Origin of the sequence: Kitasatospora sp. NPDC087861, from assembly GCF_044742585.1 — a bacterium.
Taxonomy (GTDB): domain Bacteria; phylum Actinomycetota; class Actinomycetes; order Streptomycetales; family Streptomycetaceae; genus Kitasatospora.
Map to the genome: position 1 here is coordinate 85339 of NZ_JBIUUS010000023.1, position 15093 is coordinate 100431.

At 68.1% G+C, this 15093-nt stretch carries 14 protein-coding genes and 3 pseudogenes; 11 read left to right on the forward strand and 6 right to left on the reverse strand.

All coding sequences use genetic code 11. The annotated features are described in order from the left end of the window. Nucleotides 1-3788: 3788 nt before the first annotated feature. The 4 genes and pseudogenes from ACIOJE_RS28995 to ACIOJE_RS29010 all read left to right on the forward strand — a co-directional run bounded on the left by ACIOJE_RS28995 (nt 3789) and on the right by ACIOJE_RS29010 (nt 5538). Complete coding sequence (locus ACIOJE_RS28995) at nt 3789-3938, forward strand: hypothetical protein (RefSeq protein ID WP_280685498.1); 150 nt, start codon at nt 3789-3791, stop codon at nt 3936-3938. A 48-nt stretch (nt 3939-3986) separates the two neighbouring features. Further along, nucleotides 3987-4697 carry a DUF2637 domain-containing protein gene (locus ACIOJE_RS29000; RefSeq protein WP_400780083.1) on the forward strand — a complete coding sequence of 237 codons (711 nt, stop codon included), beginning with the start codon at nt 3987-3989 and terminating at the stop codon, nt 4695-4697. Between the two features lie 163 nt (nt 4698-4860). Next, nucleotides 4861-5070 (forward strand): annotated as a pseudogene (locus ACIOJE_RS29005) (helix-turn-helix domain-containing protein); the annotation flags it as partial. Between the two features lie 35 nt (nt 5071-5105). Continuing rightward, a pseudogene (locus ACIOJE_RS29010) lies at nt 5106-5538 on the forward strand (transposase). 303 nt (nt 5539-5841) lie between these two features. Here ACIOJE_RS29010 and ACIOJE_RS29015 read toward each other — a convergent pair. After that, the gene (locus tag ACIOJE_RS29015; protein WP_400780085.1) at nt 5842-7002 is read right to left on the reverse strand and encodes a hypothetical protein; all 1161 of its coding nucleotides are present in this window, start codon (nt 7000-7002) and stop codon (nt 5842-5844) included. Between the two features lie 206 nt (nt 7003-7208). Between ACIOJE_RS29015 and ACIOJE_RS29020 the strand changes: the two genes are divergently transcribed. Beyond that, nucleotides 7209-7646: a hypothetical protein gene (locus tag ACIOJE_RS29020; RefSeq protein WP_400780087.1), complete on the forward strand. Its 438-nt coding sequence runs from the start codon at nt 7209-7211 to the stop codon at nt 7644-7646. A 159-nt stretch (nt 7647-7805) separates the two neighbouring features. On the opposite strand, the gene ACIOJE_RS29025 is transcribed toward ACIOJE_RS29020, so the two are convergent. Further along, nucleotides 7806-8441, reverse strand: a complete 636-nt coding sequence (locus tag ACIOJE_RS29025) for a hypothetical protein (protein ID WP_400780089.1) — start codon at nt 8439-8441, stop codon at nt 7806-7808. A gap of 424 nt (nt 8442-8865) precedes the next feature. On the opposite strand from ACIOJE_RS29025, the gene ACIOJE_RS29030 reads away from it, so the two are divergent. Both ACIOJE_RS29030 and ACIOJE_RS29035 read left to right on the forward strand, forming a co-directional pair. Continuing rightward, a complete protein-coding gene (locus ACIOJE_RS29030) occupies nt 8866-9633 on the forward strand; it encodes a hypothetical protein (RefSeq protein ID WP_400780091.1) in 768 nt (255 codons plus the stop codon). After that, complete coding sequence (locus ACIOJE_RS29035; RefSeq protein WP_400780093.1) at nt 9630-10931, forward strand: nucleotidyl transferase AbiEii/AbiGii toxin family protein; 1302 nt, start codon at nt 9630-9632, stop codon at nt 10929-10931. The genes ACIOJE_RS29030 and ACIOJE_RS29035 overlap by 4 nt, the downstream gene beginning before the upstream one ends. Before the next feature lie 199 nt (nt 10932-11130). Here the strand turns inward: ACIOJE_RS29035 and ACIOJE_RS29040 are convergent, their stop codons facing one another. From ACIOJE_RS29040 to ACIOJE_RS29050, 3 genes and pseudogenes are all read right to left on the reverse strand, one after another. Continuing rightward, nucleotides 11131-11253: a hypothetical protein gene (locus tag ACIOJE_RS29040; RefSeq protein WP_400780095.1), complete on the reverse strand. Its 123-nt coding sequence runs from the start codon at nt 11251-11253 to the stop codon at nt 11131-11133. Between the two features lie 131 nt (nt 11254-11384). Next, nucleotides 11385-11507 (reverse strand): annotated as a pseudogene (locus ACIOJE_RS29045) (phytanoyl-CoA dioxygenase family protein); the annotation flags it as partial. 76 nt (nt 11508-11583) lie between these two features. Beyond that, the gene (locus ACIOJE_RS29050; RefSeq protein ID WP_400780097.1) at nt 11584-11823 is read right to left on the reverse strand and encodes a hypothetical protein; all 240 of its coding nucleotides are present in this window, start codon (nt 11821-11823) and stop codon (nt 11584-11586) included. Between the two features lie 71 nt (nt 11824-11894). On the opposite strand from ACIOJE_RS29050, the gene ACIOJE_RS29055 reads away from it, so the two are divergent. Next, the gene (locus ACIOJE_RS29055) at nt 11895-12554 is read left to right on the forward strand and encodes an HAD family hydrolase (RefSeq protein ID WP_400780099.1); all 660 of its coding nucleotides are present in this window, start codon (nt 11895-11897) and stop codon (nt 12552-12554) included. On the opposite strand, the gene ACIOJE_RS29060 is transcribed toward ACIOJE_RS29055, so the two are convergent. After that, complete coding sequence (locus ACIOJE_RS29060; RefSeq protein ID WP_400780101.1) at nt 12535-13800, reverse strand: transcriptional regulator; 1266 nt, start codon at nt 13798-13800, stop codon at nt 12535-12537. The two genes, ACIOJE_RS29055 and ACIOJE_RS29060, sit on opposite strands and share 20 nt — an antisense overlap. Nucleotides 13801-14003: 203 nt before the next feature. Here ACIOJE_RS29060 and ACIOJE_RS29065 point away from each other — a divergent pair, with 203 nt between their 5' ends. From ACIOJE_RS29065 to ACIOJE_RS29075, 3 genes are all read left to right on the forward strand, one after another. After that, the gene (locus ACIOJE_RS29065; RefSeq protein ID WP_400780103.1) at nt 14004-14189 is read left to right on the forward strand and encodes a hypothetical protein; all 186 of its coding nucleotides are present in this window, start codon (nt 14004-14006) and stop codon (nt 14187-14189) included. Then, nucleotides 14183-14659, forward strand: coding sequence for a hypothetical protein (locus ACIOJE_RS29070; protein ID WP_400780105.1), 477 nt, complete (start codon nt 14183-14185; stop codon nt 14657-14659). The genes ACIOJE_RS29065 and ACIOJE_RS29070 overlap by 7 nt, the downstream gene beginning before the upstream one ends. A gap of 199 nt (nt 14660-14858) precedes the next feature. Continuing rightward, complete coding sequence (locus ACIOJE_RS29075) at nt 14859-15020, forward strand: hypothetical protein (RefSeq protein ID WP_400780107.1); 162 nt, start codon at nt 14859-14861, stop codon at nt 15018-15020. The last annotated feature ends 73 nt before the right edge of the window (nt 15021-15093 follow it).

Below are 15093 nucleotides of genomic sequence, written 5' to 3' on the forward strand. Positions count from 1 at the left end.
CAAGATTCCCAGTCCCAGCGTACGTTCGATCTTCCCTGTGCCGGTTCGATTACATTTTGACCGGTTTTTCGGCAAAGCCAAACGTTGACGGTGCACTGACTTCCAGACAAACGCAGGAGGCCTACCACTCGTGGCACACGCGGGACGGCGCCCGCGATGGACCTGCAATCGGCGATGATCACGGCGGACTCCCCAGGCAGTCTCCGGCCTCCGGTCCGGTCGCGGGGACGCCCGCGCAGGTCCCCGCGCCCGGTCGGCCCTTGGCCCCAGGGGGCAACTGGCGGACCACCGGAAAGGCGGACATGACGAGAGGTCCCACGATGGCGTCTCGCAGGCCCCGGTCGCGCTGTGGCGACCACGCCGGCCTTCCCTGCATCAGGTCGGCCGTCCCGCCGTGGAGCAGGATCAGAAGCCGCGACGGCCTCCAGGGGCGCGTCGCGGAGCCCGGTGTCGTGCCCGCGCGCCTGGTCGGTGCTTCCTCGACCGGTGCCCTCCTGGCGGGCGGCTTCGGTCGCGCCCTGCCGACGGGGTCCGGCAAAGGCGGTGCGGGCCGCCGACAGATCCTCGCCGGCCCGGGCACGGGCTTGTTCCCGCTCAAGTCGGCGAGCGGCAAGCCGCCGACGAAGGACGGTTCCTTCCGACTCGTCGCCCTCTGTCGCCATCCGGTCCGAGAGCCCGCTCGGGGCGGCTGTTGGCGTACTCCGTCGGTGGACGGGCGCGGGCGGCGCCGTGAGCGGGTCTCTTAGGGGTGGCGCGTCCCACTGGTGACCGGATAGCTCCCACTGCTCCCGAAGCCGACGGCAGGCGGCAGCGGCGGCGGCGGGACCGCAGGATCGGCAGGTTTCCGGGTCCTCGGCGTCGCGGACGACCAGGGGCCCGCGGCAGAGTGCGCACTCGGGGCTTCGGACCGGCCTGGTCCCTGTGACCGTCTCGCTTGCCCGGTCGACGACCCTGATCAGCCAGGGAAGCGGGGAGACCACCGAAGACCACGGCACAGCGCCGACCGGCTCCCTGCGTCGCGCGAACTCGCACGCTGACTCGAGAGCTTTGAGGATCACGGCGCCATGGACCTCAGGGGATGTGCTGTAGTCGGTGAATGTTGCGACAATGTGCTGAGTGAGGAGGTCGAGGTGTCGCTCGGTCAGCCGGTCCGCGAGTTGCCTCGGCAGGCGCCCAAGAGCCGATGACGCGGCTTGCTGTCCCCATCGCCTCTGCTCGTTGGTCATCGACTGGATCATCTTCTGGTCGGCTTGCCCTGTGCCGTGCCCTGCCGGGCTTGCTCCGCCCCCCGTGGCTCCTGCCGCGCGTCCTCGCGCGCGGGGGCGCGCGGTTTCCGGTTCGCGGGACGAACAACCACCCACGACGGCCGACATGTTCAGCACGTCATGTTGGGGGGATCGTGTTTCTGTCACCGGATCGGGGGGGCTCAGTGTCACCGGACTGGGGGAGCCGGCTGTCGCCGAACCGGGAGCTTCCCGGCACACGCCGAGCGAGGCGCCGCGAAGGGAATCCGGTCCGGAGCCGAAGACCTCGACACCGCCGCCTGCGGGCCCGTCCGCGGATCGCAGCGCGGGAACGGGCCCGTTCGGGAGAGACTCGCTCGGCCCGCTCGGTACGCGGACGGGCATGGGGTGGACGACGTATCTGTATCCCCTCTTCTCACTCTGTCCTCTGCTCACCCAGCCCTGGACCAGGAGTTCGGCCACCGCTTCGCGGGCCGTGTCCTCCTTTATCTGGCACTCGCGTGCGATTCGCGCGACGGGAGTCGATTCGGTGAACTGCTGCCGTAGGGAGAGCAACGCATAAACCTTGAACCGAGTACCGGCCAGATGCGCCCGAGCATATGAGCCGATGCACACGGCCAGCTCATCGTCGGCCAGTGGGCGAACACGCCGGTTCATGGTTCGGGTGGCAGGATTTCGAGACGCGCGAACCAGATTCTTGGCCTTTGCCTTGGCGATTAGGCGGTTCACACCGCCCCGGGACAGCCCCAGCTGTCTCCCGATCGTCTCGTCAGCGGCGAAGCACAATCCTGACTTCCAGCCGTAGTCCTGTACCAGCGTCACGACCCGGATCAGGTCACCGGTCAAGTCCCTGTCACTGAGCCACGCCGCTGGGAACCGGGTAGCGGGCAGGCGAACTTGCTCGGTCGCACGCGCGTGCCCGTGAGCAGGCCCGGGACCCCCGGCCGGTTTCGTGGGCATGGCGCCCGAGTATCGCGGACTCACGGAGCACCGCCGAAAGCCCGATGCTCGCTCACTTCCCTGGCCGGCCCGGCCGACCGCCCATCGACACCCGGATTGGTCGAGGAGCGATGCACCGACCGTCCCGAAGTCGTCGAGGCGACTTTTTCCGCGGTCGGCTCCATTTGAGCGTTGATCACTCGTGCTCGAGAGCCTGCTTGGGGAGGTCCTTGGAGGTTTCGCTCATTGAGGACTCTGCGCCCTCCTCCTAGACGGATGGAGCGACGACCCAGGACACGGGCAGGGGCGAGCTGGCAGATTTTGATTCGGTGATGCAAAATGGCATTGCCTACTTACGGACGTGTGAGGAGGCAGCGGCCCGTCAGGACACAGGTTCTCGCAGGATCCCAGGTGTGCAGATGGGCCGAGGCAGTGGTGGATTCCGTCGCCGACTCGGGCATGCGCTCAGTGACGGCGGAAGCAAAGCGTTCAGATGCCGAGGCATGTGCTTGGCGCAAAGACGGTGAAGGTCCGGTGGTGCGGACGGAGCCGTCTCGTCGCTGCTAGGTCATGTCAAGACCTCCCCGTAGGGGAGCAGGGTGGTTGAAGAAGGCCGAACGAACAGTGAGAAGCGATCATGAGCGGTCGCTTCTGCCAGGCGCGGTTTCGAGTCCAGATGCCTGAGGGGTGATCTGGAACAGCGATGTCGCGCCGACTGCCCCTGGAGCCGTCCGGACCTGCCAGAGTCCGGGCGGCTGATCCATGACTGGGCCATGGCTTGACCAAGAGTACCCGCTTCATAACAGAGTGTGAATACTCTCGTACACGACTCATCTCCGGGGCCACTGCAACTGCTTGCGGGAAAGTTCGTTCGAGTCGACCGGCGGACGGCTCGAACGCTCCCGTTCCCGTCGCCGGGGAAGGTTTCGGGCGGGACGGTCGAAACCCACGGTCTGCCGAAGATTCCGCGGTCGCGATGGGACGCCGCCACCAGTCATCCACGGGTCGACACGGAGGCTGCCAGTTGATCACCAAGTGGGGTGCAGTTGCGTCGATCGCCACCACGGCTCATGTCGACGGCCATGGCGCGGCATCAAACGGTCCTGTCGCTGGTCACCCAAATGAGACACACAACTGACGTACCGCTCAGACAACCTGAGCGTCCGTCAACCGGCTGGCTGAACGGGCAAGGGGCGCAACGGTGCGTCCGCCCGAAGTCTGGCCACCTGCGGCTCCGCGCGCCGGCGCGTCATGTTGGGGAGAATCGCAGAGTATCTGGCCCCCTTCGCGGCCACCGTGCCTGGAAAGTGGGGAAGCCGAGCGAGCGGAGAAGGTAACGCTCGCTTCGATCGCTCCCCTCCAAGGCCAGCCGCAGGACCGCTGCACGCTCGGGCGAGGAGCTCGGTGACCTGAGTAAAAGCTCTGAGCGCGGGCGGCGTGAGCATATTTCAGGACACCCGGATGCCGTACATTTCTCGGTGATTAGCCCATCGTTGTCGGGGCATGAGTCCAACAGCCAAGCCGCCTGTTCCATTGCTGCTGGAGCGAGACAGGATCTGTAGTGCCGGTGATAACTGGCTATTCGTTCCAGGCCGGAGGAATGCCGTGGGTGATCTCGAAGGTGGTTATCTTGTAAAGAATGGCGAACGCGTGGTGCTGACGCATTGCTCACGCCAGCTGGCCGAACTCTTCCGCATCCTGCGTCGGCTCGAGTTTGAATTCTCGATGCGGCTGTATCGATCAGAGAACGACTGATTGAGACCGCCAGTCGAGATCCATGATGACGCGAACAGGAGGGTTGCTTTGCACGAGTCAACGAACACCGCTTTCAACCCCTACTACGCAGCTGGATTCATCCCCGATGACGAAGTGATACACAACCACGCCCTCTGGCCGCCCACCGGGCAGCTGGCCGCCGACCTGTCCTATCCGGTCGTCAATGGCTGGGCCGATCCAGGCCTGCAGTCATACCCTTCGGATGCGGAAGCGCTCGAAGAGGAAGCCGGCCTGCAGGCCATGGGCTTCCGCCCCCAGTTAGTCGCTAACCGCCGGGAGCGTCACGCACGCCCGGCGCGCCGCCGGTCCGACATCATGGGATCCGTCATCGGATTCCTGACTGCAACGATCGTCACTGTGGTGTGCATCCTCGGATGGATAATCTCCTATCACCCTCTGCAGGACATGGCCCTTTCCCAGCTGCCGAGGGGTCTGTCCCAGTACTGGCCGGCCGTCGTCTACGGGCCGTGGATGGCCGCTTCCCTCTCCGTTCTGCGGGCCGCTCTGGGAGGACGAAAGGCGGCGAATTCCTGGACGGTCATCCTGGTGTTCGCAGGTATAGCCAGTTTCCTGTGTATCGTCGACACGCCCAGTACAATGCCTGAGGCCGTGGTCACGGGCCTTCCGCCGGTGACAGCTGTGGTGTCCTTGCAGCAGATGGTGCGCCAGCTGCTCGTAACCCGACAAATGCGCCAGGAGGATCCTCGGCAGAAACCCTCACACCGGGCATCTCGCTAGTGCTCTGACTGGCAACGTTCGCCGGGTTGGCGGTGACTGTGCCTTACTGACTTCGGCTCGTCGGGGTGAATTTTCCCGAAGTCCCTGATGGGCTTGGTGTGGTGGCTGTATTCGGTGGCGTGTGAGATATGCGGATGGGGGCGGACTGACCGCTGAGGGACGGCTGCGCCGGGAGTCGGTGCGGATGCAGGCGGCCGAGCTGTTCGAGCAGAGGATCGAGCCGTCGGAAGTGGCACGGCGTCTGCGGGTGAGCCCGAAGTCGGCTTACCAGTGGCATGAGTTGTGGCGGGATGGCGGTGTGCAGGCTCTGGCCTCTCGCGGCTCGGGTGGGTCGCGGTGCCGTCTGTCGCCGCGCTGTCTGGAGAAACTCGCCGTTCGGGACGGCTGTCGGTGGCGGGGCTGATCGCCATGCGGCCCGGCTCCCGCACCCGGCTGTGCCACCGCCTGCGCACCCACCCGGCGGGCAGAGGCAAGCGCCGCAGCATGGGCGAGCGCGACTTCATCGCCCTGGTCGACGGTGTCCACCAGCTCGTCAAGGCACCGATCGTGCTGGTCTGGGACCGCCTGAACACCCACGTCTCCCACGCCATGCGCGACTTGATCGCCGAGCGTGCCTGGCTGACGGTGTTCCTGCTCCCCGCCTACTCACCCGACCTCAACCCCCGTCGAATGGGTCTGGGCACACATCAAGCACAGCCTGGCCAACCTCGCCGTGGTCGCCCTCGACCGCCTCGAGACCCTCGTACGCAACCGGCTCAAACGCCTGCAGCACCGACCCGACACCCTCGACGGCTTCATAGCCGGCACCGGTCTGACCCTCGACATTCCAACCTCACCCTGACACGCCGAAGTCAGTAGGGCAGTGTCCATGGCCTGCTGTCCTGGTGTTGCCAACCTTCCCAGGGGTGATGAGGACGACCGCACGGTCATGATCATCGCCGATCCAGCACGTCAGGGGGCAGGGGTGTGATGCGAGAGACGATCGACAGGTGAAGTAGCGTTCCCATCATCGACCACGTCAAGTCATCATTGGAGGCTGTGAAACCACTCAGCCTCGTACCGCCTTCTCGACACCGTGTGACTGGTTGCCCGAGAATAGTTCGAATTACATAGACGCCGACTTGGGCAACTGGTTCTGCCTGTCCTATCTGTCACGGTGGGGCGGCGGGACGACCAGGGCGTCGAGGGCCTGTTGGGCTCGGCCGAGGTTGTCCTTGCCTGCGCGGCGGAGGCCGGCCTTGGCGTACTTCTCGACCATGGTGGTGGACTTCCAGTCCTCGGTGATGACCAGGATCTCCGCCGCGCTGTAGCCCTGGGCGGCGAGGTCGGCGGGGACGCCGGCGCGCAGGCCGTGGCTGGTGGCGTTCTTGGCATCGAAGCCGGGAGTGCGGGTGACCATGCGTTTGAAGGCGCGGTTCACCGCGTGGCCGGTCATGCCGGTTCCGGAGGCGGGGACGGGCATGAGCCGGCCCCACCGGGTGATGCCGCGCAGCAGCGGCAATTGCGGCTCTGCTTGGCCGAGTTCGGCGAGCAATGACATGTAGGTGCGCACGACGGTGATCGCCACCGGGTCGCGGATGACGTACTCGCGGCCGGTGGACCAGTGGTCGTTCTTGCTAGTGCGCTTGCCGACGACCATCTGTTCAGTGCCGTCTTCCGGGTATTCGAAGACGATGGAGTCGATTCGGTAGGCCGCCTGTTCGGAGCGGCGGGCCCGGGTTCGATAGCCGAGGTGCAGGATCGTCAGGTCGCGCCAGCGGGCGAGCGGGATGTCGGCGGTCGTGCCCTGTTGGAGGTGGGCGATGCGGGCGGCGTCGACGGGTGGGCTCGATTTCGGGGTGCGGCGGGTGCGGGCGTGGTCGGCGGCCTGCTTGCGGATCAGTTCGGCGGTCGCCTTCTTCGGGGGCCAGCTCTCGTACCCCGCCCGGGCGTTGGCGTCTCGGATCGCGGCCATCGCCAGGCGTAGGGAACTGACGGGCGCGCCCGTGCCGTCGCGTCCGCCGAGGCGGCGTAGGTGGGAGATGTAGGAGACCATGTTCGCCTCGCTGGTGCGCGGCCCCGGGCGGCGGCCGTTGTCGGTGCACCAGCGGGCGAAGTAGCGCCACTGTTCGGCGTAGGTCTGACTGGTGCGTGCCGGCCGGGCGGAGGCGAGGTCGTCGGCTGCGTCCTCGGTCAGCGTCTCGTTCGGGTCGACCCCGTCGAGCGCGAACGGCACGAGGACGTGACTGTCGTCCACCAGCTCGCCGATCACCACCTTGGTGGCGCGCTCCACCAGAGCAGGCAGGTTCTCCGCGTCCGCGTCCACAGGCGCTCTCCATTCGGTGTGGCGGGCTGATGATCCGTCCGGGACAGCCTATCTGTACCAGGTCCTGTGTTGCGTCCTCTAAATTCAGTTAGAGGACGCAATGCAGAGTCTGATACATAAGAAGCGCTCGAAGCGGCTCCTCTCGTCTCTGGCGTGTTTGTCGTGCTTATTTGTGTTCAGGTATCTGAGCTGCGAGGCTGTCCGCCATGAAGATCACGATCACCGTAGAGAATCCGACCCCTGAGGCACTCGAGAAGCTGCTCGCCCTCGCCGCCATGCCGGCCGCCGTCGTGACTGCGGAGCCCGACGACCGCTGGACCCCCGAACGCGCCCGCTCGTACTTCGACCGCCTGCCGCCCCGCGCACAGCAGATCCTCCTCCAGGTCCTCGAAGGCGAAGGCGAGTGCGCCGCAGAGGAGTTGAAGGCGAACGGCCGAAGCCTGAGGGGATCCACCGGCGCATTCCGCCGGGTGCTCACGGAGGGCAAGCGCACCGGCCTATGGCCTGACGCACTCCCGGTACCGCTGGTCTCCCACATCGTCGGCGGACAGCTCAAGAAGCTCGAGATGCCAGGGCACGGCACCGGGCACTACGCACTCCCGGCCTTCGAGGAAGGCCTGCGTGATCTGCGGACTGGCGGCTGACAAGACGACCTGCTCGACCCTGCGGGTGAGGCGCGACGACCGGGCCACGGACGCATATCCGAAAGCTCGGTCAGCAAGGCCGCCCGTCAGCCCGACCAGCGGGAAGCCAAGAGCGTAAGCGTAAGACCCCCTCCAGGAAGCCCAGTTGGGCCAAGGGAGTCAGGAAACGTGTACCGCCACGCCGCACAAGCCGAGCCCGATCTCGGCCGCGGCGCGCCACAGCCGCAGCGGGCCGTCAAGGACAGACTCCTCTCGGGGCGAGTAGTGCAGCCAGTCCTGAGCATCCGCCGCAGAACGTTCAGCCTCGGTGAAGGTGAGGGCTCGCTCCACGCGCGGCAAGGTCTGGCGGACCTGGGCGGAGGTGAGTAGGAAGTTGCCGCACCAGCCCGGAATGAGGGAAGCACGGGCCGGGCCGATGGCATGGAACAGCGACGCGATTGCGTACTCCTTGGAATTGGCCGAGGCGAAAAGGCCGTCTCCTGGCTGATTCGTCCACACATCGTCGATGACGCAGAAGTCCGGATCGGCCTCTCCGCAGCACATATCGTCAACGTTGAGCCCTGGGGCGGTGAGCTCCCGGAACGATTCCACTGCGGCATTGTCGGCCAGCGTGGACCCTGAACTCCTGTACCAGGTCCGGTAGTCGGGCAGAGGAGCCTGCAGCCAGCGTTCCCATCGCTCTTGAGCACGGGGCTGGGACCGGTCCGCCTCCATAGCGGGCAGTAACCGGGGAGACAGGTCGGAGATAAAGGAATCCGAGTGGCTGGTGATCGCCCAAACGCTGGTGAAGCCCATACTCTGGACGTTAGTACCCGCCGCTGACATCGACAGCAGTAGCCTGATTCCGGTGGACACGGTTCGACCGCTGCCGTTGCGCACCCCAGCTGCATTCGCCCCGGCGGTCTGACGATCCGTGCCGCTTCCGCCGCCCGGGCCGGTCGCCGTCGTCGGATGCACACCGTACCGAGTGGGCCTCACCGCGCCGATCACGGAAGTCCGGCTGCCGCCGGACCCGGGCCTTGACGGCCCTTTCCGCGCTCATCCGTCCCCATGGCCGACCACCGTCCCCGTTCCGGCACCCCAACTGCCGACAGCGCCGGATCCCGCCAGTCCCTCCCGAAGGACCGGGCGACCGACCGGCCGAACCCGCCTGCGCAGAGAGGAGCTCAGCGCCCGGGCACGTGAGGCGTTGTCGTAGGGGTTTGGCAGGATGCCCTCCATGCTCGACACCCGTCCTGACCAGCGCCGTGACGACCGGCTCGCTCCGCCCGACGTCCGGGGCGACTTCGAGGTGCACCTGACCGTGGCGCCCGGTGCAGCCGAGGCGCTGGCCGCGTGGGCCGACGGCCACGGCCTGAAGTTCACCCACATCCTGCTGGCGCGCGGTGCGGTGCCCTCACAGCCGATGCTCACCCTGCGGGCCGGCGGCACGCTGGACGAGGTCGCCGCGGCGACCTCCCGGACCGTGGGCCGGCTGGCCCGGGCCGGGTTCACCGTCCTGCGGGCGAAGATCGAGGCCACGCCGTGGGCGGAGGGCGTCCCGGTCTCGGACGAGGACGCCGTGCCGCACGGGTCCGGCCGGTACTTCGAGCACCACGTCAAGCTGCTGCTCCCGGGCCGGGCTTCCGCAGCCGACTCCGCCCGCCTCGCCGGACTCACCGAGCTGGTCGTCCGGCACGGTGCGCACCTGTCACGCAACCCGCGCCGGGTGCGTGAGGACGGCCGGTGCGAGTGGTTCGTGACGCAGCGGTGCCGCCTGGTCGGCCTCAGCGCCGCGGGACTCCGTCTGGAGGCGCTGCTGCGGGACCTCGCCGCCGACGGCCACGAGGTGCTGTCGGTGGAACGCGAGTTCGTCGTCACGGACAGCGACGAGGCCCTGGACGCAGGCTGGATATCCGAGCACGAACACGAACACGAACAGCAACGCGATCGCGAGCATGCGCACGAGCACAGCGTCGGGCCGTACGCAGAGGGAGACCCGAGATGACCGAGAACCAGCCCCAGCCCCACCCGCCAGTGGCATGGGAAGAACTCGAATACGGGCCCTGGCAGGATGTCCTGCTGCCCAAACAGCCACCGCCGGAGGACATCCGGGAGAACCGGGACCTGCCCAGGAGCATCAGGCCGATCGACGACGAGACGGTGAGCCAGCAACCCGTCTTCGACCCCGCCCTCGCCGGGTACAGCCGGGCCCTCCGTCCCAGCGAACCGGCCTTCACCGACCCACAGCTCGCCGAACGCTGGCTCACCGCCCGGAGCGAAGCGCTGAACACCGTCCTGTCCGCCGTCGCCGCCTCACCGTGGGCCGACCACCTGGTGCTGCGCGGCAGCGTCCTGCTGCGGGCCTGGTACGGCGAGCAGGCCCGGGAGCCGGGAGACCTGGACTTCGTGGTCCGCCCGGCGGACTGGGAACTGGAGGACGAGCGCACGGACCACATGCTCGAGGAGCTCGCCGTCGACGCCGAACGGCTCTCGGACACGGTGCGGCTGCACGCCGACCAGGCGGTCAGCGACGAGATCTGGACGTACAGCAGGATCCCCGGGCGCAGGCTCGTCCTGCCATGGTCGGCACCGGGCATCCCGGGCGGCACCGTCCAGCTCGACTTCGTCTTCACCGAGCACCTGCCCGTCCCACCGCAGTCCTACCAGCTCCCCGGCGTCACCGGCCCGCTGCTCGCGGCCACGCCCCAGCTCTCCCTCGCCTGGAAGATCCTGTGGCTGGTCTCGGACAACCACCCGCAGGGCAAAGACCTCCACGACGCGATCCTGCTCTCGCGCACCGCCGAGGTGTCCTACGACCTGCTTCGGCAGGTCGTCACCCAGTCCGACGAGAGCTGGTCGCGCTGGCCGGTCCTCCCCCAGCAGATCACCGGACTCGAGGTCGACTGGGACGAATTCGCCAAGGACTACCCGCAATTCGCCGAACCCGTCGAGGAGTACCCGGCACAACTGCTCACCGGACTCCACGCGACCTTCGCCGACCGCGGCGAGTACGCGCTGCGGGCCCTGTGGCTGGCCCCGGTGACCGAGGAACTGCGGGAGACGCTGGCACGCGCGGGCATGGACGAGGTCCAGCAACGGATGTCCCGACGTCACATGCCCCCGGACAACACCCTGGTGATCACCAGCGAACTGCTGAACGGCGACCTGAACACGGCCCACCGCACCGTCGCCGGCCACCTCGGCACCGAGTCCGACCGGACGACTCGCCAGCTGGCGGAGGCCGCCGCCCGCTACACCGCAGAGCTCGCCGACGACCGTCGGACGGACGGCACCGGCGGCTGATACCCCGCCGGGCAGCCCCGCGGCCACTGCCCGGGCTCCCGGGGCGGCACCGAACAGCCGGCCCGGGAGCCGGTCGGAATCCATCCTCCGAGGCGGACTTGAAAGCAGCACCGCGCATCAACAGGGTGGCCGCAGTGATCCGGCACCATCGATAGGAGGAGGCTGGAGGTCGCTACGGGGCCAGCCGACGGAGTGCAGATCAGCGAGCGCTTCGGCGGCCTCGGCGGCGGATGCCGCCGGGGGCGATGTAGCGGACGTTCAGGCCGACGCGGGCGCCGTCACTGGTGTTGGTGCCGGAGCGGTGCAGCAGGCGCCTGTCCATGAGCAGGGCGGTGCCGGCGCGAAGCGGCAGGGCGGGGTCGAGGCGTCGGCGGTGAAGCCGGTCGCCTGGTCGGCCCGGCCGCGTTCGGCGCCGTACTCGGAGGAGAACGGCAGGTAGCCGAAGTGGTGGGAGCCGGGGACGGCGTGCAGGCTGCCGTTGTCGAGGGTGGCGACGCTGACGGCCAACCAGGCGGAGACGGACCGGTCGGGGTCGAGTTCGACCTGGGCGTCGATGCCGTCCTGGCGCCAGGGGATCTCGAAGGTGCGGTCGGGTCACTTCACCACGAGGAAGGTGTTCGGCTGACCCCCGCGGGTGCGGGGAGGACACCGGTCAGGCCTGCTCGTCGTCGAGTGCCCGCTTCGCCGCATCAAGGCTGGCCTGCAAGAGCTTCTGGTGCTTGCCCTCGGCGCGGGCTTGCTCCCAGATCGGGTGGGTTCGCAGATCCTCCGCCGCGCCGATGTAGGCCTCGACATCGCCGCCGGCCAACCGCACCGCGGTCATCGCCCGGTCCGCCTGGAGCGCGGCGACATGGAGGGACAGCAGGTCAGCGGGGGGTTCGATGTCGGCCATGCCGCCACCGTACGACCGGCATCAGATAAGAGGACGCCGACGGGACGCCCTCTCCTCGGTACGCTGCGAGCATGATTCGCGCTGTGGTGTTCGACGTTGGGGAGTGCCTGGTAGACGAGACCAGGGAGTACGGCACCTGGGCCGATTGGCTCGGCGTGCCAAGGCACACGTTCGTGGCCCAGTTTGGTGCAGTGATCGCGCAGGGCGGCGACTACCGCGAGACGTTCCAGGTGTTCCGGCCCGGCTTCGACCTGTATGAGGAGCGCAAGCGCCGCGCCGAGGCCGGCCAGCCGGAGCACTTCGGCGAGGAGGACCTCTACTCGGACGTTCGGCCCGCGTTTGCCCAGCTCCGGGCGGATGGCCTGTGGCTGGCCATCGCCGGGAACCAGACAGTTCGCGCCGGCGGGATTCTGCGCGAGTTGTTCACTGGCGACGTCGACCTGATCGGGACCTCCGACGACTGGGGTGCGAGCAAGCCCGATCCCACCTTCTTCGAGCGGGTCGCCGAGGTGGTGCCCGCCGAGGTGCACGAGATTCTCTACGTCGGCGATCGGCTCGACAACGATGTCCTCCCCGCTGCCCGGGCGGGAATGCAGACGGCCCTGATCCGGCGAGGGCCGTGGGGATGGATTCAGCAGCACGACCCGGCCGCCGCCGAGGCGACGTTCCGCATCGACTCGCTGGCCGAGCTGCCGGAGCTGATCGCGAAGGCTAACGCTGGAGCGAGCTGAGCGTCGCGCTCCAGGAGTAGAGGCGGTCGTCCACGCGTCGGACGGCCGCCGAGTCCTGCCATGGGGCGAGCGCTCGGCGGGCTTCGCGCACGCGCTCCATGCCGGTCGCGTACCAGGTGACCGCGAGCTGGTCTAGCGCCTGCTCCAGCAGGACGCACGCGGCCTCTGGGCGTCGGGCTGCGGCCTCTACGGACGCCAGATCACCCAGGACGACGGTTCGCTGTTTGCCGTCGGTCTCGGGCAGTTCGGCGAGCGTCTGTTCCAGGGTTGTTCGGGCCTGTGGGATCAAGCCTGCCAGTAGCTCGGTGTTGCCGCGAAAGGCGTGCAATCTGGTTGCCGAGAACCAGGTGAACCAGTCTGGCGACACTGTCTCCCCGCCGGCCGCGAGAACGTCTTCGGCGTGGCGGAGGAGCGCGAGGGCGCCGCGGTGATCGCCGCACCGGGTGAGGCACTCCGCCTCGACGGCGTTGAGCCACGCCAGCAGCTCCACGGAGGCTGGCGCCCGACGTGCGTAGGTACGGGCGGCCTGCATACGCTCGCGTGCGGTGTTGAGGCGCCCTGCCCATCCGGGGACGAATGCGCTGTGCGCGAGGATGGCGGCGCCGAGCAAGTTGTCGTTCGCCTCCCCCGCGGCCTGGAGCGCACGGACGAACGTGGCATCGGCAACGTCGGACTGGCGGAGGTCGAAGAACTCGATGCGGCCCAGCAGCAGCAGCGACTCGGCGAGGGCCGAGGCCAGCACGCGGCGGGCCACCCCGTCGGTCTCGCCGAGCAACGCTGTGCCGAGATCGGCGTGTGCGGCAACGGCTGGATGGAGGGTGGCTGGGGCCGTAGACAGGTAGAGCCGTCGATGGGCCTCGGTGACTATGGCGTAGTCGGCACCCACGGTGCCGGGCTGTGTACCAGCGGGTCCGTACGGTCGGGGCAGCGTGCCGCGAAGAGCCGTCGGTGTCATAGGGGACGGTGTCGTTGAGAATGACGGGGAAGGTACCGCCTGGGACCGGTTCCAGGGGGCGCGGAACCCGAGGCTCTCGATCGGCTGGCGCAGGACGTGGGTGAGGAGCTGCTGATAGTCGCCGCCGGGCCACGGCGGCGTATCGGACTCCCAACGGCGAACTTGGCGGGTACTAACCACGATGTTGCTCATGCCAAGTTGCCGGGCCGCCCGAGTGAGAGCGTCGGCCAGCGCTTGCTGGCTGGCGTAGCCGGCGGCCTGGCGGGCCGCCTTTAGCGCGGTGTTGGGCACGATCTCCTCCGCACGAGCCGATGATGGGTCAACCCTACGACTCGGGAGGACAGTTCGGGGACTCCCTGGACATGTGATGAGCCAATGAGGCCTCTCAACGTCCGCTAAGAGTCCTCTGCAAGGCCTTCAGGACGTCCGCTGTCCGGACGACGATTACCCCTGTCACCGACCGGTGGCGTCGGCTCACTGACAGTGGGGGTCGCATGCCCGAGACGGCGCCGCCGCCGACGCGTGCCCAACTCCAGGGCGCCGCCTGCATCCGTTGCGGCGGCGAGGGCGGCGAGCTGGTTCCCACAGGTCACGTCTACACCCCCACCAGCCCCGGGCAGGCCCCGCTCGGCTGGGCCGTTGTGGCCCACCCGAAGTGCACCAAGGAGAGGACATGTTGACCGACGATCTCACCGTTGCGGTGGACGGTCACCTGGAGCCGGTCACCGCGCCGGCACTGCAGGCTCTGGACATCCTGTGGCAGACGCTGCGCGAGCTGCCGATCGGCGAGTACCAGTTGCGGGCGATGGAGCGGCTGGTGGGCAGCGGCGACACGCGCGACCTGGAAAACTGGATGCACGGCGACGAGGCCACGGACTGGACGCTCGCCCTCGAAGGGGATGCTGTCGCTGTCGTGCGGGTGTCGTACGGCGACCGCCTGACCTGTCGGCAGCGCGTCGCCGCCCGCTACCGCCCGGAGCTGGTGAAGCGCCCAGCTGGCCACCCTGACCAGTGGATCGTCCTGGACCTGGTGACGGGTTACCCGGCTACCGATTGGCTGCCCACCGAGTCGACCGCGTGCGAGTGGATTCGCCGGCAGGTGCAGAACGCGAACTACCAGAGCGGGCCGGCCCGAAAGTCCGTGGAGTGAGCGTCGTCAGCGGGACGCCAGCCGAGGTCGAGGCCGAGGAGCGGACGGAGAGGGGCGTGTGCCCCGTCTGCGGGCGCTGGGTCCGCGGTCGGTGGCTGGGGGACCTCACCGCGTACACGGCTGCGGTCGAGCACTGCCCGCCACTGGACGAGCCAGACGTCGTGATCACCGCCCGCAAGCACCCCCCACGGAGAAGTGCATGAGCGACCCGGACGACGCGTTCTTCGAGCAGCTGGGCCACCTGGTGGACGCCACCCGGGACGGACGGGCCGCGACATCTGACGCGACGTATGACGATGCGTTCCATCGAGCGGGCGAGGCCGCGGCGGCACTCCAGGAGATGGACCGCGAGGGGTGGTGATGGCTGCCCAGCCGAATGATCGGAACCGCGCCACGGGAGCGCCACCATTCCACCCGATCAGCAGGGCCAGTGG